Source organism: Candidatus Enterovibrio escicola (assembly GCF_002464935.1).
In the GTDB taxonomy this organism is placed as follows: Bacteria; Pseudomonadota; Gammaproteobacteria; order Enterobacterales; family Vibrionaceae; genus Enterovibrio; species Enterovibrio escicola.
In genome coordinates, this window is sequence record NZ_NBYY01000003.1 from 13,563 (window position 1) to 32,596 (window position 19,034).

The 19,034-nt window shown below is 39.4% G+C and carries 12 protein-coding genes and 10 pseudogenes; 10 read left to right on the forward strand and 12 right to left on the reverse strand.

All coding sequences use genetic code 11. From position 1 onward, the window contains the following. Positions 1-14: 14 nt before the first annotated feature. From BTN49_RS16910 to BTN49_RS01005, 4 genes and pseudogenes are all read right to left on the reverse strand, one after another. Positions 15-315, reverse strand: a pseudogene (locus BTN49_RS16910) (IS630 family transposase); the annotation flags it as partial. 248 nt (positions 316-563) lie between these two features. Further along, positions 564-1,262, reverse strand: a complete 699-nt coding sequence (locus tag BTN49_RS00995; RefSeq protein WP_097355663.1) for an endonuclease — start codon at positions 1,260-1,262, stop codon at positions 564-566. Between the two features lie 694 nt (positions 1,263-1,956). Continuing rightward, the gene (locus BTN49_RS01000) at positions 1,957-2,265 is read right to left on the reverse strand and encodes a DUF4116 domain-containing protein (RefSeq protein ID WP_097355664.1); all 309 of its coding nucleotides are present in this window, start codon (positions 2,263-2,265) and stop codon (positions 1,957-1,959) included. 683 nt (positions 2,266-2,948) lie between these two features. Continuing rightward, positions 2,949-3,143, reverse strand: coding sequence for a hypothetical protein (locus tag BTN49_RS01005; RefSeq protein ID WP_146678975.1), 195 nt, complete (start codon positions 3,141-3,143; stop codon positions 2,949-2,951). Here BTN49_RS01005 and BTN49_RS21590 point away from each other — a divergent pair. After that, positions 3,115-3,975, forward strand: a pseudogene (locus tag BTN49_RS21590) (IS982 family transposase). The gene BTN49_RS01005 and the pseudogene BTN49_RS21590 overlap by 29 nt on opposite strands. Positions 3,976-4,010: 35 nt before the next feature. Here BTN49_RS21590 and BTN49_RS16915 read toward each other — a convergent pair. Next, positions 4,011-4,801 (reverse strand): annotated as a pseudogene (locus BTN49_RS16915) (IS5 family transposase); the annotation flags it as partial. Between the two features lie 77 nt (positions 4,802-4,878). On the opposite strand from BTN49_RS16915, the pseudogene BTN49_RS01025 reads away from it, so the two are divergent. After that, positions 4,879-5,497 (forward strand): annotated as a pseudogene (locus tag BTN49_RS01025) (IS1 family transposase). 182 nt (positions 5,498-5,679) lie between these two features. Here BTN49_RS01025 and BTN49_RS01030 read toward each other — a convergent pair. After that, on the reverse strand, positions 5,680-7,482 hold the full coding sequence (locus BTN49_RS01030; protein ID WP_097355700.1) for an ABC transporter ATP-binding protein: 1,803 nt from the start codon (positions 7,480-7,482) through the stop codon (positions 5,680-5,682). A 1,089-nt stretch (positions 7,483-8,571) separates the two neighbouring features. Between BTN49_RS01030 and BTN49_RS01035 the strand changes: the two genes are divergently transcribed. From BTN49_RS01035 to BTN49_RS12570, 3 genes and pseudogenes are all read left to right on the forward strand, one after another. Continuing rightward, the gene (locus BTN49_RS01035; RefSeq protein ID WP_190319255.1) at positions 8,572-8,742 is read left to right on the forward strand and encodes a hypothetical protein; all 171 of its coding nucleotides are present in this window, start codon (positions 8,572-8,574) and stop codon (positions 8,740-8,742) included. A gap of 10 nt (positions 8,743-8,752) precedes the next feature. Continuing rightward, positions 8,753-8,977: pseudogene (locus BTN49_RS19835) on the forward strand (S8 family serine peptidase); the annotation flags it as partial. Between the two features lie 67 nt (positions 8,978-9,044). After that, complete coding sequence (locus BTN49_RS12570) at positions 9,045-9,275, forward strand: S8/S53 family peptidase (protein WP_146678979.1); 231 nt, start codon at positions 9,045-9,047, stop codon at positions 9,273-9,275. A gap of 6 nt (positions 9,276-9,281) precedes the next feature. Here BTN49_RS12570 and BTN49_RS19840 read toward each other — a convergent pair. Further along, a pseudogene (locus tag BTN49_RS19840) lies at positions 9,282-10,022 on the reverse strand (transposase). A 573-nt stretch (positions 10,023-10,595) separates the two neighbouring features. Here BTN49_RS19840 and BTN49_RS01045 point away from each other — a divergent pair. After that, on the forward strand, positions 10,596-11,903 hold the full coding sequence (locus BTN49_RS01045) for an anaerobic C4-dicarboxylate transporter (protein WP_097355669.1): 1,308 nt from the start codon (positions 10,596-10,598) through the stop codon (positions 11,901-11,903). Positions 11,904-11,909: 6 nt separating this feature from the next. Here the strand turns inward: BTN49_RS01045 and BTN49_RS01050 are convergent, their stop codons facing one another. Both BTN49_RS01050 and BTN49_RS19845 read right to left on the reverse strand, forming a co-directional pair. Further along, positions 11,910-12,254: a transposase gene (locus BTN49_RS01050; protein ID WP_158523551.1), complete on the reverse strand. Its 345-nt coding sequence runs from the start codon at positions 12,252-12,254 to the stop codon at positions 11,910-11,912. Further along, positions 12,211-12,483, reverse strand: coding sequence for a transposase (locus BTN49_RS19845; protein ID WP_369073707.1), 273 nt, complete (start codon positions 12,481-12,483; stop codon positions 12,211-12,213). The genes BTN49_RS01050 and BTN49_RS19845 overlap by 44 nt, the downstream gene beginning before the upstream one ends. Positions 12,484-12,565: 82 nt before the next feature. Between BTN49_RS19845 and BTN49_RS16920 the strand changes: the two are divergent. Beyond that, a pseudogene (locus BTN49_RS16920) lies at positions 12,566-13,177 on the forward strand (IS982 family transposase); the annotation flags it as partial. A 68-nt stretch (positions 13,178-13,245) separates the two neighbouring features. On the opposite strand, the gene BTN49_RS01070 reads toward BTN49_RS16920, so the two are convergent. After that, the gene (locus BTN49_RS01070) at positions 13,246-14,220 is read right to left on the reverse strand and encodes an acetyltransferase (protein WP_097355674.1); all 975 of its coding nucleotides are present in this window, start codon (positions 14,218-14,220) and stop codon (positions 13,246-13,248) included. A gap of 335 nt (positions 14,221-14,555) precedes the next feature. On the opposite strand from BTN49_RS01070, the pseudogene BTN49_RS19850 reads away from it, so the two are divergent. Beyond that, a pseudogene (locus BTN49_RS19850) lies at positions 14,556-14,786 on the forward strand (IS982 family transposase); the annotation flags it as partial. Positions 14,787-14,805: 19 nt separating this feature from the next. On the opposite strand, the pseudogene BTN49_RS19600 reads toward BTN49_RS19850, so the two are convergent. Further along, positions 14,806-16,015 (reverse strand): annotated as a pseudogene (locus tag BTN49_RS19600) (IS256 family transposase). A gap of 300 nt (positions 16,016-16,315) precedes the next feature. Beyond that, positions 16,316-17,139 (reverse strand): annotated as a pseudogene (locus BTN49_RS01085) (IS5 family transposase). Between the two features lie 438 nt (positions 17,140-17,577). Here BTN49_RS01085 and BTN49_RS01090 point away from each other — a divergent pair. Both BTN49_RS01090 and BTN49_RS01095 read left to right on the forward strand, forming a co-directional pair. After that, positions 17,578-18,525, forward strand: a complete 948-nt coding sequence (locus BTN49_RS01090; RefSeq protein WP_097355675.1) for an SPFH domain-containing protein — start codon at positions 17,578-17,580, stop codon at positions 18,523-18,525. After that, entirely contained in the window at positions 18,525-19,010 is a 486-nt protein-coding gene (locus BTN49_RS01095) for an NfeD family protein (protein WP_097355676.1), read from the forward strand. Before BTN49_RS01090 ends, BTN49_RS01095 begins: the two co-directional genes overlap by 1 nt. Positions 19,011-19,034 lie beyond the last annotated feature (24 nt).

A 19,034-nucleotide genomic window follows, 5' to 3' on the forward strand; every position in this document is an offset into this window, starting at 1 on the left:
TAAATACCTGTAATTTATCGCCTAATTTTGGATGTCAAAGAGTCTATAATATCTGGAAGAGTTACAGTCAAAAATTGGTCAATGACCTCTTCAAAATCGCGTTTGTTTTTAAACAATATTGTTCTGAGACCTTTCATTCATCACCTTCCGAAGCCTTTCTATTGGATTCGGACTCTGACTCTGACTACAAATCGATAGATAGTGGAGTTGGATATTGAGGAGGAATATGGAATTTTCAACTAGGTCACTTCGGTGATATCCCGTTCCCTCCACGATTATATGTAGCTTATACGTCAATGGGTAGTAGTTTTCTAACGATCAGATCTCGACTTGGGCAATTAGTTCATTTTTTATTGTGTATCTCAGGTTGATTACAAGACTCAAGTTGGTGAAGCGATGAACAAAGTTATAAAACTCGGTATGCCTGTTTACCAGCAGATAAGCAGATAAATTAAAACTGTAAGTAAAGATGGGGATCCGAGCGTTATGGGCTTAATTGAATCAACAATGCCCATGGAGATTGCCGGAAGTTATACTAGCAATAAGCCATTGTATAAAATTCTTCATTTATAATTTCCGCATTGTCTAGAAACAAATGGGTTACTACTACCTTGAATCTTTATTATTTTATAATTTTTTTCACACTCCCAATTTGTAACGTCGTAAAGTTTATTCCAAGCAGTCATTGTCTTTCTTTCTTGAGGGGATAGTTTGATTTTATAGGTCTCACTCATATAAAGATAGGCTCTTGCTATTTTTCCTCTACTTTCAGTAGGAGGCATAACTTGTTTTGATTTAAAATCAATTCTCATATCACACTGACCATATGAAATACCTCTTGTATCGTTCCATTGAGTGAATTTATAATTACTTCTGTTGCCGTTCACTTCTCCAATTGCAGGAACGAGGTTATGTAAATCAGCCTCCATTTTCTTGAACCTTTTGTTTTTTTTACAGTTTTTTCTACCACCCTCTTGCCAACATTGCATCTGATGCCCAAAATTCCAAGCGGGCATGACGTGCTCCCATTCTATTCTGTTTGCTCTTTTAGGTTCTTTTCTAATTTCGTATCCACATGATTTTAGATCTGGCTTACCTGAACCCTTGTTACCTTTCCATTTGATATTACAACCACAGTAAAATGAATAAGGATGGTATTTGTATATATTTACAGCTTCTTTTTTAGCTTGATTAAAACTGTTTGGGTAAGCAAAAGAAAAAAATGATGCAAAGAGAGTAATTAGAATGATTTTCTTTCTCATTATTAAATTTCTTTTTGTTCTGAATGTTATTTGTCTTATATATTAAAATTGTATTTACTTGAAGCAAATTAAGAATACATGCATCATGTTCCTGTATTCATTATACCTTCCGTCATCTGAAATGCACAGGTGTTATATCTTAAGAGTCCATCAAATACTCTAGAAAATATCGCTAGGAGAACGATACCCAAGACTCGCTCTACCACGTGTGTTAAGGATATGTTTTTTCTTAACCTGATCTGCGCATAGGAAATAAACTAAATGCCAAAATCACGGTCTGATCGTTTGGACGAAATCACCAGTCGTAAAAGGACGTTAGCCTGAATAATTTAAACAAGATTACCAATTTTGTCAGATTCTCTTTTATGCTCGTGCGTTGTTGATTAAATCAGGCCTATAACGCTCGGATCCCCATCTTTCTTACAGTTTTAATTTATCTGCTGGTAAACAGGCATCCCGAGTTTTAGAACTTTGTTCATCGCTTTCACATTTGCCAGAACTTCACCAACCTGAGCATTGTATTTAACCTCATATCTGCATAAGCACTTGCTGATGAATATCTGAGGTTAAGTACGTCAAAAAACTTCAAGACATATACCTAGCCCTTCCCAGTACAGGTTTTAGCAACAAAACGGTAGTAAAAAATGAATAACAGTAGTAGGTTCGTGTGCAACTGATATGCAGATAGAGAACCTTATTCGCGTTTAAAACCGCATCTCTTCACAAATTGAATCGCCCCCGAGTCTTGGTAAACCGCGGTTAAACACAACTCAGGACTTTGGTGAATATCTGCCACATATTCAAGTGTGCTACCTTCTTGCATAACCGCTGTCAGGCATATTTTAGAGGTCTGATTAGAATCAGCCACATATTGAAGGGAGTAAGCATCTTGTCTAACCGCATTTAATGCGTCCTCTTTTCTGATTTCCATGATATCACTTTCTCGTACGCCAACGGCGTCTAGGAATTGTTTAAAGGTCATACCATTACTGATTGTGCTCATTATGTAATACTTAAATATTTTATTCTTAAATTAGGTATTTGCTTGCATGTCCTCTAAGTTCAACAGTTATAAAACTAAACAATTTGCTACTACAACGTCTTTTAAAAATTGAGTAAAGGATATATTTTTGTTCGTCTTTCTCATGGTGTAACACCTATATTATAGATGTAAAATTGAGATTTCAATTCACTGAATCTATAAGTACCATTAGATACGGAGCCTCAAACTATTCTGTTCGTGCAAAAGTGAAACTTATCACGTATTATATCGGAACATAGGCCACTTCAAGTGGCAATTAACCATCGGAAGTTCTTTTTTATTTCACCCAAAAATCATATGTGGTGAGGCTTAAGGCCTGTCCATTTCTGTGATATATTTAGCACGCTTGAACAGATAAAAGGCATGAATGAATTTTCAAGGTATCAAAGCGAAGCAGCTTCGATTTAAATGTATTTTCACTATGAATTTAGCCATATTCGTATTCAAGCATCCCCACTATAATACCGATTATTAGCATTTAAAAATCGCTAAGATGCTGGAGTGTGAAATTGCTGTCATTGTTTTCATCCATACCCATAGTCGTAGTGGCAACTACAATTCGCATTTACATGTGATATTGGCTGAAGAGGTGTTGTTGATAAAATCAGCCCTATAACTCACTGATCCCAATTTTCTTTAGAATCTTAATTTGTTTGCTTGAGAACAGGCATACTGAGTCTTATAACTTTAAGCATTACTTCACTAACTTGATCATTATAATTAACCTGAGCTGCGCATAAGAAATGAACTAAATATCCAAATTGCGCTTTAATCGTTTGAAAAAACCATTGACTGCATAAGGACTTTGGCATTAACAACTTAGACTCTGTTTTCGTCAATGTCGACGATTTCTGCCAGATTTTCCTCCCTGCATGGAAAAAATACCTAATTTCTTCCGGTATCAAACAAGGAAATAAACTGTCTCGCCTCTCAGTTAGCGCAGTGATGACGATAGTGATAGCTTTCCATCAATCAGAATATCGAGACTTTAAAACCTATTACATCTACTTTGTTTGCCACTACCTCACCAACGAATTTCCTGAATTAGTTACACGAAGATGCTCAAACTCATGCAAGCTGTTCTAGTTCTGCTTTGGTTTTACCTCACTCACCGTCAAGTAAGGCTGACAGGGATTGCCTTACCTGATTCGTCCAAGCTGCAGCTTTATCACAACCTGCACATTCTCAGATATCAGGTTTTTAAAGGTACCGCGAAGTGAGGAAAAGAAACTATGGGGTGGTTCTATGGTTTTAAATTACACCCTACTATCAATGACCAAGGTGGCATTATCTCAGTCAAAGTGACGACGGCTAACGTAGATGATAGAAAGCCTGTATTGGAAATGGTTAACGAGTTTTAGGGGTGTTTATACGGAGATAAAGGTTATATTTTGGTTCATTGGAGCGGGAACTTGTAGACAAGGGAGTGATACTGATAACGGGTATAAACAAAACATGAAACCAAAAGTGATGAAACTTTGGAATCGCCTGATACTCCGGAAACGATTTATTATTGAAACCGTTTTTAACCAACGAAAAAACATATCTCAAATCGAGCATTCTCGGCACCGTAGTTGTATCATCTTTATGGCCAACTTGCTGGCTTGGCTTATCGCATATTCATTTCAACCAAAGAAGCCGAGCATCAAGATCACTAGGTTTGATAAGTAAGCGCTTATGCAGATCTGAGGTTAATTACAAATTATAAGTTTAGGGCTTAGCAACTGTTTATAGCGAAATATTGCTGTTTCTGCTAATGAGTTTTTGTGATAATCCCTGTCCTTTTCCACTCCGCCCGTTTATTCTCTTTTAAAGATTTTATAGCTTCATTTATAGGATGCCCTTCCTCCCAGTACCCCGCATTGCTTCGAGGTGGAATACTGGGCGTTATTCCTTTGTTATTCAGTACGTGGTGACATGCTCTTGTGTCATAGGCTCCATCAGCACTGACTTGCTGTATCTTTCGTTGTAATGGGTTAAGAAATATAGGTAAAACTTCATTGTTACCCACAGAAACTAGGCTAACTTCTGTAGTAATAAACTCATGAGTATACACATCAACAGCAAGATGCAGTTTGCGCCAGAGACGGTGTTTCTTCTTCCAGTGTTACCGCGTTTTCCATTTTCCTTCGTCGTATACTTTTAGGTTTGTACCATCAATAATGACGTTGGAAACCGCTCCTCGACTCGGCAAACGGTACTTAATTTTTACGGTCTTCGAACGCTTACCAATGTAGGTGTATGTAGGGGACTTCAGCGGGACATTCATCAACGTAAGAACCGAATTTAGAAAGCCTTCTAATCTACGAAGTGGAAGTTTAAAAACACTTTTCACCATCAGTGCCATTTCAATCTCGGTATCCGGAAATATAAATTCACGGCCACAATGATCGTGATGCTTTAGACAATGTCATACCTTAATGGTAGCGACGTTTATCCAAAAAGTGACTGAACCACGGTTTACTAATGCTTGATTATATTATTTCCAGTTGCTGATCTGGTGCTTGGTCTTTGGTCATGTATTCAATAGATTTTTCTTCATGTAAAATGCCATGTTTTTACATGATAATCATCATAGCTACCGTTGACGTTAAATGTCGTTTTTGCCCGCAAACAAAACGGTTAAAAAGCAGGGTGTCGGCGTTGGTGTCCACCAACGCTATCGTTGCCCAGCCTGTTGCCGAACTTTCTAGGCGGGGATAAAAGAGCAACTAGTTGAACTTGCTATGAATAATGCTAGTGTTCGTGACTCCTTTCGAGTGATACACATCAGCATTAATGCTGTTTTTAGAGTTTTAAAAAACTTACACACACGCTGTGTAACCACATTCCTTCCTGATGTATAGGAAGTGGTGTTTATTTATCTGCGAAGTAGATGAGCAATGGTCTTTCGTAGGTAACAGAAATACCCCTAGCTGGCTTTTGTATGCTTGGGAGCTTCAATTAAAAAATCATTGCTCACGCATTCTGGTGTCGCGGAAGAAATACATTCAATGTACTTTTCAATCGATTATCCATATGCAATTTTGTGCATGGACGGTTTCAATTTGTATGATATCTATCCTGGGGATAAACACATTGTTGCAAGCTCTATACACAACACATTGAGAGGGAAAATTTAACCCTCTGTATACGCTTTAAACGACTGAATCAGAAAATAATTGGATACTTAAAATCAACGGAAATTCATTAGAAAGTGATCGATACACTCATTGAACGTGAGTATTACCTTTAAACCATAATCAACTTATTGAATACATGATCCAGTATTTCCCATCATCACCTCCCGCTTAACTCCATGATGATCTGATCGTAGGAATTGCGATTAGTTTAGATATTTGGAAACAACACCGTTCAGTTCGGTAAATTTGTCACTTATCCCGCTTGGAGATTGCCATAAAGTGTTTGGTAAACCCCATCGGTATTCACCAAATCATGGTGAATACCGCTTTGCGCAACTTTGCCGTCTTCAAGCACATAAATCAGATCCGCCTCTTTTACGGCAGATAAACGGTGAGCAACTATGAGTGTTGTACGCCCTTGCAAGAAATTATTCAATGCTTGATGTAGAGCTGCTTCAGTCGCAGTATCCAGTGCGGATGTTGCTTCATCCATAATGACCAGTTTTGGATTGCTCAGAATCATCCGAGCGATCGCTAAACGCTGCCTCTGCCCGCCAGATAGTTTCAATCCGTGGTGTCCTAACTGTGAGTTTAATCCAGTCTTAAGTTTATCGACTACATCGCTCAATTGGGCAATATCCAATGATTGCCAAAGCTGTGCTTCCGTGAAATCATCACGACCTAACGTAAGGTTAGCGTACAGCGTATCGTTAAAGATGACTGGCTGTTGTAGCACTACTGCTGTATGCTGACGCAGTGTTTCGTATCCAATGCTTTCGACAGGTTTTCCATCGATCAGAATATCACCCGATGATTTCCGGTACAAGCCAAGTAGCAGCTGAATCAGAGTGGATTTCCCTCCACCAGACGCGCCAACCAATGCCACTCGCTTGCCGGCAGGAAGGGAAAGTGACAAACCATTTAACACGGTTTTATCATCGTCATACGCAAACGTCAAATCTCGCACTTCCACACCGAATGTATCAAGTTTCACTAATGGATCTGCGCTTGATGTTACCAGTGTAAACTCTTCTTCCAACACCAACAAGCCATTGAGGCGTTTCATGGCAGCAGAAGCACTGAACCATGCATACTGAATATCTAATAGCTCTTGGATGGGACTAAGCATAAACCACAAGTATCCGAACACAGCAAAGATCTGACCTATCGATAGATCGCTAAATAGTACCATTAGCATCGCCGCAGCTCGAAAGAGTTCAAATCCAATCAGGAACATCAGAAACGAAATACGTCCGGCTGCTTCTGTTTGCCATGCGTATCTATCGGCATCATGCCGAATAAATTCGGCATCTTCCTTTAGTATATCCAGATACGCCTTATCACGGTTTGCGGCACGCAGTTGGTATATGCCGTCTAATGTTTCCACCAGACGCTGTTGAAATCGTTCAAACGATTGGTTTTCAGCTTTTTTAAGGTGTTTAACGCGTCGGCCCATTTTTCGTGACAAAAAGATCACCAGCGGGTTCACCAATAATATGAACAAACCCAGTCTCCAATCTAGCCATAACAAAATGATAGCAGTACCAAAGACAGTCAAAACACCAACAACAAAACGACTAAGACTATTTCCAATGAAATTATCGAGGGTTTCTATATCGGTAACGAGGTAGGAGCTCAATCCCCCACTACCGCGTTGCTCAAATTCTTTAATGCTCACACGTCCGAGCTTATCGAGCAGTTGCTGACGCACGTAACAAGTGATAGTTTTAGACACCAGAATAAACTGTCTATTTTGCCAAATATTTAATGCCTGACTAACTATACGCATAACAAGCACGAGTACTAATACCACCACAATGTAGCTTGCTGGATGTTGTAAAGATTCAGGTAATAGATAATTAAAGAATGCAATCCCTTTCTCGGGTTTATTCAGAAGAACTTCATCTACCATTAGAGGCATTAGCAATGGAATTGGTACGCTTATCAACGTGGCGAAAAGTGCAATTATATTGGCAATTATCAAACTCTTCTTTTGATTTTTAGCCTGTTCTAGCAGCCATCGTGCAGACAGTGAGGTTAAAACACCATTATTCACTGTATCTCCGTAGATTATCATTTCTTGCAAGAGTAACACAAGTCTAATGCACCTTGTGATGAGATTCGTGTCACATCCAGTTTTCTATAGTGAGTGTGAATGTTTATCGTAAGATCCAAAATACAACTTCAATGCATTCTCTCTTGATCATGTTTCAAAGAATAAGAAACGGAGTTTACTGATAACCATCAAGGAGAGTTGTAAAATGAGCTATTTTTCCTAGATTGCCATTGTTTTACATTTAAAGTTCGTAAGAGCTGTATCCTATTCCGTTTCCTCGTATTGTTGAAACGGCACAATCAGGCAATTTTTTCGTAAAAATATATTATGTAGATTCCTTATTTTCTACTGACTGAGGAGTTAAGGAATGCCGAAACAACCCTTTGTAATTATTCTTTTCTAACGGTACACATGAGTTGTAGGGAGATAACTCGTCCTTAATTTAGTTAGTAGATATCTTCCCTTTTTCTATATTTAAATAACCTAAATCTTCAAATTATCTGGATATAGAATCTTCTCTCTAAAGAACTGAGCAGTATTACCATAAATGATCAACAGTTGACAAGGTCAGAAGATGCAAAACGCCCTCCGTTAGATGGAACGCACAACCTAGCGGAGAGCCAGTCAGACTGAAATACACTATCATATCCTCCTTTGAGGATGAATATGTGCATGGTTCATAAACGGCGTTGTTGATTACATTGACCTATTTAATAGGTATAAACATAAAGAAATATCTGTTTATCGCTACATGTAGTCTGTTTTTTAATCTGTTTACCAGTATTTCTATACTGACGACAGAGTTGACTGTTAGCAATGATATTGAAATCATTCCTATATAGTTATGTAGTTGTTTTCAAGGAGTCAGTTTTCTCTCTTAAATGGAGAGACTAGACGCGATCTTGGTTTTACTGCTGGACAATCAGTTCAATAAGTAGCAGAAAGATTGATTGCTGATGTAACTGCTCAAACATCGTATACTACTACTTCTAAGTATTAAAAATAAACGAGGGCATGGTTATTCCTCTGCCACCTTAACTCCAGAAGTTGCTGAAAAATTCAAAGAAACAAGCAGAAGTTCATTATGTTATGGTTGATGGGGTTGCTAGCTTAGACCAAGTATCTTTAGATGATAAATATGCCTACACCAGCATTGGTACAGGTATGCATGCTTATATTCTTGATTCAGGTATTTGTGCATTTCATCGAGAATTTATCAGTCGGATAGGTAATGGTTATGATCTTAATAAACTAGCATAGTGATGCTGATGACTGCCTTGGTCATGGCACCTCTGTGGCAGGTACCTTAGGTGGTACTCGAGAGGGTGTAGCTAAGAAAGTGACTTTGTATAGTATCAAAGTATTCGGCTGCACTAACACGGGATTTCACTCAGACATACTGGTAGGTGTTGATTGGATAGCTAAAAACCACATAAAGCCAGCAGTAGTAAACCGGTGTGTAACTATCAGAGGTCCATCATCGTCCTTTAGATGATGCTATTTTAACTCTTTTCATGCTGGAATAATATACGTTATATCTGCTTTTAATGAGCATGGAGCAGATGTTTATTCTATTCTCACCTGTTAGAGAACCCACAGTAATTATAGTAGCATCAACTTCTTATAATAATAAGCATTCTTCCTATCCTAATATTGGTCGTTGTGTAGACATATTTGCTTTAGGTGATTCTATCATTTTAACGGGGATTTATAGTGATACAGATAGATATACAATGGCAGCACCCCATGTAATTGGAGTAGTAACTTTCTATTTACAAAAACATGCCTCCTAACGAACCTCAGATCTGCATAAGCGCTTGCTTATCAAACCTAGTCATCTTGACGCTTGGCTTCTTTGGTTGAGATAAGCCAAGCCAGCAAGTTGGCCATAAAGATGATACAACTACGGTGCCGAAAATGCTCGATTTGAGATATGTTTTTTCGTTGGTTAAAAACGGTTTCAATAATAAATCGTTTCCGGAGTATCAGGCGATTCCAAAGTTTCATCACTTTTGGTTTCATGTTTTGTTTACACCCGTTATCAGTATCACTCCCTTGTCTACAAGTTCCCGCTCCAATGAACCAAAATATAACCTTTATCTCCGTATAAACACCCCATCGTTTCTTTTCCTCGCTTCGCGGTACCTTTAAAAACCTGATGTCTGAGAATGCGTAGGTTGTGACAAACCTGTAGCTTAGACGAATCAACAAAGGCAATCCCTGTCAGCCTTGCCTGACGGTGAGTGAGGTAAAACCAAAGCGGAAGTAGAACAGCTTGCATGAGTTTGAGCATCTTCGTGTAACTAATTCAGGAAATTCGTTAGTTAGGTAGCGATAAACAAAGTGGATGTAATAAGTTTTAAAGTCTCGATATCCCGATTGATGGAAAGCTATCACTATCGTCATAACTTCGCTAACTGAGAGGCGAGACAGCTTATTTCTTTGTTTGATGCCGGAAGAAATTAGGTATTTTTTCATGCAGGGAGGAAAATCTAGTAGCAATCATCGACATCGACGCAAACCGCGTCTAAGTTATTCATGCACAATTCCTTGTGCAGTCAATAGTTTATTTCAAACGATCAGATCAAGATTTTGTCATTCAGTTCATTTTTTATGCAGATCTTAGGTTAGTTAGTACCTATGATATCTGTTCGGAAGTCCAATTATTTGCAAGTAACAGATGAACGAAAGATCTTTGATCTGTTAGTATTGTGTTTTTACTTGCTTGTAATTATTCGTCTACAGATCTTAAGCAATTTTAAGGAAATAAGCTCCATTATTCATGTACCTTTCCCAATATCGGTAAACTGAGAAAAAATGGCACTTAATTGTCTTTGCGATATCAGAGATTGAAATCTCCCGTTCCCAAATGGTTGCAACCTAGTATCTTCTTTCACTAGGTTCACTGCTGAGAATACAGGGTAGTACTGCTGGTGTCTTTGAAGAGACAAGCGTAGTTCCTTTCGAAAGTTGTTTAAGTATACATGATCCTCAACGCGCAGTATAGCACGCTAAATGTAGCATTCTATGCGACTATCGTATGGATCTTTTTTGTCTGGTAAAAGAATAATACCGTTTGGTTTTTATCTTCAACATTAAAATAGGAGTTACCCATGATAGCAGTGGAGTTATCTGTTGTACTAGCTTTCATATTTTTGGGCGTACGTATTGGTGGTGTTGGTATCGGTTTAGCTGGTGGTGCAGGTGTAATTGTTTTATCATTAGTATTAAACATGCCCACCAGCAAAAGCTATATTCCTATCGATGTTATCTTGATCATCATGTCAGTAATCACGGCTATTTCTGCAATGCAAGTCGCCGGTGGTATGAATCTGTTGGTTGAATTTTCCGAAAATTTTCTGAGAAAAAACCCGAAACAAATTACCTTTTATGCACCAATTGTTACCTATATTATGACCATGATAGCAGGTACTGGACACACCGCGTTCTCAACATTACCTGTCATCGCGGAAGTGGCAAAAGAGCAAGGTATTCGTCCATCTCGTCCATTATCTATTGCTGTTGTCGCATCACAAATCTCAATTACTGCATCCCCTATTTCGGCAGCAGTAATTTTTTTTTCAGGCATCCTTGAACCCTTGGGTGTTGGTTATTTAACTTTGTTATCGATTAGTATTCCAGCCACTCTTATTGCATGTCTGGTGGGTGCCTTCGCTGCAAACTTTATAGGCTGTGAACTGAAAAACGATCGTGTATACAAAGAGCGTCTTGAAAAAGGTTTAATTAAGTTTCAGGGTACCATTAAACGTGATATCGATCCGAATGCAAAAAAAACGGTCATCATAATTTTGACCGCTATTATTTTGGTTGTTGCATACTCCACAGCGATTTCTAGTTCTGTAGGTTTGATTGAGAATCCAACACTTGGCCGTAATGAAGCAATTATGACCTTTATGTTGGCAGCCGCCTTAATTATCGTATTGATCACAGGTATTGATGGTTCGAAAATCTCATCAACACCAACATTTCGTTCAGGAATGGCCTCTTGTGTGTGTATTCTTGGTATCTCATGGCTAGGGTCGACATTTGTTAACAATCACGTTGAGGGCATCAAAGAAGTTGCAGGTACCTTGCTGGCTGACTATCCGTGGATGCTCGCAATAATCCTGTTTTTTGCCTCTATGTTGCTGTATTCACAGGGTGCCACCACTGTTTCTATTATGCCTGCCGCATTGGTAATTGGTGTTACACCGTTAACTGCCATTGCCTCGTTTGTAGCGGTAAGTGCGCTGTTTGTTCTGCCGACTTATCCAACGTTGCTGGCGGCGGTTGAAATGGACGATACAGGCTCAACTCGCATCGGAAATTGGATATTCAACCACCCATTTTTTGTACCTGGTGTTGTAACTATCGCTACAGCAGTTGCACTAGGCTTTGTGTTTGGCGGTATCCTATTGTAACTAACCTCAAATCTGCATAAGCATGGCTTTTTCAAGCCGAGTAATTTTAAGGCTGAGCTTTTCTGATTGGAACGTATAAGCAATGAATCCAGCAACCATAAAGCTCCCTCCACTTCGGGGCTTAACATACTCTATTTGAGATACATTGTTTAGTTGATCAAAGACTGTCTCGATGATAAATTGTTTTTCCAACATAAGATGACCCAAAAGCTCCACCACCTTTAATTTAATATTCTTCCGTGTATTCGTGATGAAAGTAACCCCTTTCTCTTCGAGAGTTTCTTCAAAGTGGCTCGATATATAGCTCTTATTTCCATAAAGTAATCTCCCAGAGAATATTGGCCATATCATGCACAAGTCTCCTGTTATTAACATGGGGTCTTGTTCCCTTTACCAACATGATACCGCCTTGGTCATTGATTCTAAGGTGAAGTTTAAAAACATAGAACCATCCCATAGTTCCCTTACCGAGTTTAACAACTCCATCAAACACACGATGCCGTGAGATATGTAAATTGTAGCAGAGCTGTAACTTTGTTGAATCAACGATTGTTATAGCTAAATAACCTGAACTTCGCATAAGAAATGGATTAAATGCCAAAGTCGCGATCTGATCATTTGAGAAAAACTATCGACTGCATAAGCACGCGCTTATGTAAGGTGTTCCTGTTTTGCTCTGCTCTTACCTCACTCACCGTCAGGTACGGCTGACAGGGATTGCCTTTGTTGATTCGTCTAAGCTACAGGTTTGTCACAACCTACGTATTCTCAGATATCAGTTTTTTAAAGGTACCACGAAGCGAAAAAAAGGAATGATGGGGTGGTTATATAGCTTCAAATTACACCTCATTATCAATGACTAAGGTGGTATTCTCTCAGTTAAAGTGATGATGGATAACGTAGATGATAGAAAGCCTGTTTCGGAAATGTCTGACAGATCTTAGGGATTTTTATACGGAGATAAAGGTTATATTTCTGGTCCATTGGGGCGGGAACTTGCAAACAAGGGAGTGATACTGATAACGGGTGTGACAAAGAATATGAAACCCAAAGTCATGAAACTTTGGGATCTCCTGATGCTCCGGAAACGATTTATTATTGAAACTGTTTTTGACTAACTAAAAAACATATCTCAAATCGAGCATTCACGGCACCGTGATTGTATCAGCTTTATGGTTAACTGGCTGTCGGGATCCATCGCGTATTTATTTCAACCAAAGAAGCCGAGTCATCTTGATACTCGGCTTGAGAAGCAAGCGTTTATGCAGATCTAAGGTCATCTAGAGTATTCACGTATGTATTAATTGAGTACGTCAGGATTTCAGTCATGTTCAGTAATTTCCTATGTTCTCAGTGCGTAACGCTGCTGGAATGCACTGATGAATGCTGAAAGTTGTTCTGTAGGTAGGCAATTGATTCCTGCTGCCGCTTTGCGTCCCCCACCGGTTGGAAAGGATGCTGCTAACTCATCAGCCCCCACACTATTTTTCAAGGGTGCGCGAATATTGATAGCATAGTTGCCGTTCGATTTCGCGGTGATTACTGCATTGGCAATGCTTGGGTCTTGGTTGGCGAGACTGTTAGAATACACGCCATTGATGCGTCGTGCCCATCTCTCGTCAGGAAGCATGAATACGCGAGATCCTAGATGTTCAGAATAAGGAACAACAGAGGATACTTTTTCGGAGTCATGTAAATAACTCTGCTCTAACGTTGTATAAACACGGGGATGTTCAGTTATAAAATCAAATGGTGAAGGGTAAGGTGCCATCAATTGATAAAGTTCTGCAGGAGGAAATAGCAAATCTAACAGCGATACACCATAACTATTGTAATTAATGTAAGTGCCAAATTGTTTGAGCTTATTTCGGCTGATATCGCACAACCCCGTTTTTTCTACCAACTTATCTGCCACTGAAAACAAATTATCACCGTATGTGCCCACCAGTGCCCAATCTCGATATCTGCCATCGAGCAATTTATCGATAATTAGGCTGGTGCAGGTACTTGAAGAGGTATTAATATGGTTTGTAAGTGTAGCGTGTGTCCGAATTTGATTCAGATTGTGGTGATCCGCATAAAATATATGGGCACCCTGCGAAAGCAGGTTATCCAACGCGGGACGGTTAGGATCCATCGCTACATCTAGTACAGTAACATCCTGTGTCACTGTGGGATCAACTTGTTGGAGCAATGCGATATCTCGTTTGACGCCCGTGATCAGAGAACACTCTTTGGGTACGGCCAATCTGAGTTGAATGAGTGCACAAATGCCATCGGCATCGCCGTTAAATACATCAAAATTTATTTTTCTCATTATTACGCTACCTCCTTGTTTCCTCGAGGTGTTTCACTGGCCTGAAGGGTGTCGTGTTGTAATAACCAAAATTTAGTTAACTTTTACCTTCGGTATATATACGGGTAAGCTGAGTTCATACTAGGTTATAGATTTGAATCTCCTATCAGATAAGCTATGTAACTGAATCATTGTCCTAATTCTAGGTGATGGTTTTAACTTTGACGATAAAATTAGGCTACTAGAAAGTCTTCTAATAATTAAATAGTCAACCTGATTTGCGCATAAGAAATGAACTAAATAACAAAGTCGCGATCTGATTGTTTAAAAACTATCAATTTTATAAGTACTTAAACATGAATAACTTAGACGCTATTTTCGTCGATGTCGACGACTTGTGCCTAACTTTCCTTCCTGTATGGAAAAAATACCTAATTTCTTCCGGTATCAAACAAAGAAACAAACTTTCTTGCTTCTCAGTTAGCGAAGTGATGACGATAGTGATAGCTTTCCATCAATCTGGATATCGAGATTTCAAAACCTATTACATCCACTTTGTTTGCCGCTATCTCACCAACGAATTTCCTGAATTCAGACGAACTATGGTCAAATCTGGTGTACAGCTTCCAGAGCAGTATCTTGATGATTGACGTTTGTTTCACGAATGTATTTCTAAATTTCACGCCTTTGATGATATCCGCGAGTAATTGAAAGCCTCGCAACTGTACGCCAGTTAACCTCAGAGGTTCGCATTAGTTTTCAGACCATTGCCAGTGGCGTTTTTCGGTTTCCACAATTCTTGGTTTGTTCGTGATTAGCCTCACGGTTGCAAACATTGATTCAGTGGGGAAATCGTAAAATGCCAGTATTTCCACTTCGTCTTTGGTCAGGCACTCCGCTGCTTTGGAATATTTAGTACCATATCGTGTTTCGAATTGTCCGAAGGCTGTATGTGCTTATTGTTGTGTCTCCGCCATCCAGATATCTTGAAGCATTTTTTATTCTTGGTTGAACAGCTTTTGGGACTTTGTTTAATACATTGGCCGTTTTGTGTAGCCAGTAAAGCTGATGACGCGTAGTTAGCCAATGCTTTATCACTTCACTTAAAAAACCGAAATCGTCATCACCAATGGCGAGTTCAGGATCGATATTGATACCTTGGGACGTTAGCTGTGATAGCACTTTAAGCTAACTGACCTCTGACTCCCTGTACCCATCGACAACAACTAGCACTTCATTGCGGCAGGCATCATCTACGCCGATGACAACAATCAGGCAAAGCTTGTTATCTATTTGAACTTTACAGTAAATACCATTGGCTAAAATGGAGACATACCGTCGTTTACTTAGGTTGCTCTTACGCCACGGGTGTATTCTGCTTCCCACTGCTGCTTGAGTCGAGAAACCTTGTTTGCTGACAAGCCCTTGGCTTTCTTACCTAATAACAATTCTAGAGCTGGCTGCATATCCCCCGAGGATAAAGCCAAGGGATAAGCTCTTTTATGTTTTTGGCTCGCTTGAGATAGAGTGGAACCAGTGTGCTGTTGAATTTGATCTCGCTTCCTGTTTTATCTCGAACCTTTAGAACTTTGACGGTAATGTAGCCCAGCTAAGGTTATAGGTGCCATTCAGGCAAATGACCATTGCGAAGCACTCTCTGCTTTCCGTTAGCTTGAAGTTCTGTAAAATAATCGAGCAAGAATTGAACTTCGGCTTTTATAGCTTGAACCAAGAACTGCGGTGCGCCTTGTTTCAGCAGTTCATTAAGTGATTTTTCTAATTTAGGAAGCTCGGTAACGTTATGATTATTGTCCATGAGGTGTGTTTCTTATTGGTTGTTGATCTGGCGAGATTAATCAACAGGTTACACCGCATTCTTTCCTACTCATACACCAAAAATCACTATAGCTCCACCGAAATTCATGTCAAGTACGATACGGTTATAGGTCTGTTTGATTAATATAACTAAGTGAGTTGAACTTAACAGTTTTACGGATTGAGGGGTAACAATCCTGCAGGGTAGATATGAAATGATAATACCTCATCATGGTAAATGCACTTGGCGTTGTTGATTAAATCAGGCCTACAATTCACTGATCCCAATTTTCTTACAATCCTAATTTATCTGCTGGCGAACAGGTATATCAAGTCTTCTAACTTTGTTTATTGCTGTCATATTTACCAACGCTTCACTAACTTGAACATTGTAATCACGAAGAGTGAGTTTAGAGCTGAGTAACTGTTTATAATGAAACATTGCTGTCTCTGCTAATGAGCGTTTGTGATAAACCTTGTCATTATTTCCACTTTGCCAATTTATCTTCTTCATAACGCTTTTACCTCTTCATTTCTAGGATGCCTTTCCTCCCAATATCAAGCGTTGCTTGGAGGTGGAATACTGGGTGTTATTCCTTTATTTTTCAGTACGTGGTGACATACTTTTGTGTCATAGGCTCCATCGGTACTGACTTGCTGTATCTTTCGTTGTAATAGGTTAAGCAATGTAGGTGAAAGCTTATTGTCACCCACAAAAACTAGGCTAACTTCTGCAGTGATAACCTCATGAGTAGACACATCAACGGCAAAATGAAGTTTTCGCCAAATACGCCGATTTTCCTTAATCGTGTTTACGTGTTTTCCATTCACCCTCGTCGTATACCTTTAGGACTGTGGCACCTGCTCCTAGACTTGGCAAACAGTACTTAACTTCTACGGTCTCAGAACTCTTACTAATGCAAGTGTATATAGGGGATTTTAGTCGAACATTTATCAAGGTAAAGATTGAATTGAGAAAGCCTTATAATCCACGAAGTGAGAGCTTGAAAATATCTTTCATCATCAGTGCCGTTTCAATCTCGGTATCCAAAAAGTGATTGAGCCACGGTTTACTAATGCTTGATTATATTGTTGCCAGTTTCTGATCTGGGTCTTTCCTATCATCACCTCCCGCTTAACTCCATGATGATCTAATCGTGGAAATCACGATTAGTTCAGATATTTGGGAAACACCGCCAATTGGATGTATAACCTAATTGTTATCAGAATTTCTATTCTACTTGGAAGACGGTTCATTATTTGGTAAATTCATATCCCCATCAAGACTGAAGCATGTTAAGGTCGGAGGTTTTTTGGATTACATTGAGTACAAAACCTCTTTGTCCCTATAAATATTTGCCAAAGAATCTCTAACTAAAATATATGCGTATTACAGTATAAACAAGCACGATACAGTGACAATACTTTCCTAGTAATCCCTTTTCTTTTGAATCCCGTCTAATTTTTTATTAGTCTTTGTTAATTTTAGTTATTTGAACATAAATATGTTTGGATAAATTGGGTATACTGTTCAACCAATTAATCGGCTAGAGAAAAAACATAATGGAAATATTACAAATGCTTTCGACGATTTTTAGTCCGTGGGTTATACTTGCGGTGCTGGTTGTCATTGCGCTTCGCACTTCAGTGAAGTTTGTGCCACAAAATACAGCTTATATTATTGAACGCTTTGGGAAATACCATAAAACCATGGAAGCAGGCTTGAACGGGCTAGTACCGTTTATTGACCGAGTGGCTTATATGCGCACGTTGAAAGAACAAGCATTTGATGTACCAAGTCAATCAGCTATTACTCGAGATAATATTTCTCTGGTAGTTGACGGTGTTCTTTACATCAAGGTGCTTGATCCAGTTAAAGCATGTTACGGTGTTGATGATTACGTTTTTTCCGTCACACAGTTGGCTCAAACATCAATGCGATCCGAAATCGGGCGTATGGAACTCGATAAAACCTTCGAAGAACGTGAAAATTTGAATACCGCAATCGTAAGTGCGATTAACGAAGCAGGAGCACCATGGGGTGTACAGGTGCTACGTTATGAAATTAAAGATATTGATCCACCACGTTCTGTATTGGATGCGATGGAACGTCAGATGAAAGCTGAGCGTGAGAAACGTGCAGTGATTCTAGAATCCGAAGGCACGTGTCAGTCAGAAATTAACGTGGCTGAGGGTAATAAGCGAGCTCGTGTGTTAGCTGCAGAAGCTGAGAGATCGGAGCAAATTCTGAAAGCGGAAGGTGAGGCGCAAGCGATTATTTCGGTAGCCCAAGCGCAAGCAGAAGCACTGGAAGTGGTGGGTCGCACGGCAGCTACAGCAGAAGGTCAAAAAGCTATACAGCTTGATTTGGCGGACAAAGCAATTGAAGCAAAGAGAGCTATTGCGAGAGAGTCTACGGTGGTGTTGTTACCCGACGGTCAATCCAGTGCTGCAAGCATTGTTGCTGAATCAATGAGCATTATTAACACCTTAAATGCAAGCAAGTCCTAATGGCTGTGGTCAGTTATCTTAACGATAATTTGGCAGAAGTGACAATAATCACAGGTTTAGTTTTCCTGATCGTGGAAATCTTGGTGTTGGGGTTATCGACTATCGTCTTGCTGACACTAGGACTCTCAACGGTGGCCACGGGGACATTGGTTTGGCTGGGATTACTACCGTCAACCTTTATTTCTGTGATAGGCAGTTCTGGTATTGGTGCTGGTATTTTAACCGCAGCACTTTGGCTGCCGATGAAGAAAATACAACATGTTGAGAGTAGGCAACGGAATATCCATAGTGATTTTGTTGGCTTGGTTCTCGAACTGGAGTCTCGCCTTGATGTGCAACATCCTGTAGCTATGAAGTATTCTGGAGTAAATTGGACCTTAGTTCTTGAACCTCATCATCGTGATACCGTAGTTGAACTTGGCCAAATTGTAAAGGTTGTTGCGGTTGATGTCGGTAAGTTTACCGTTGAACCTATCAAAGATTAATGGGGTGAATTTCTACTTAGAGTG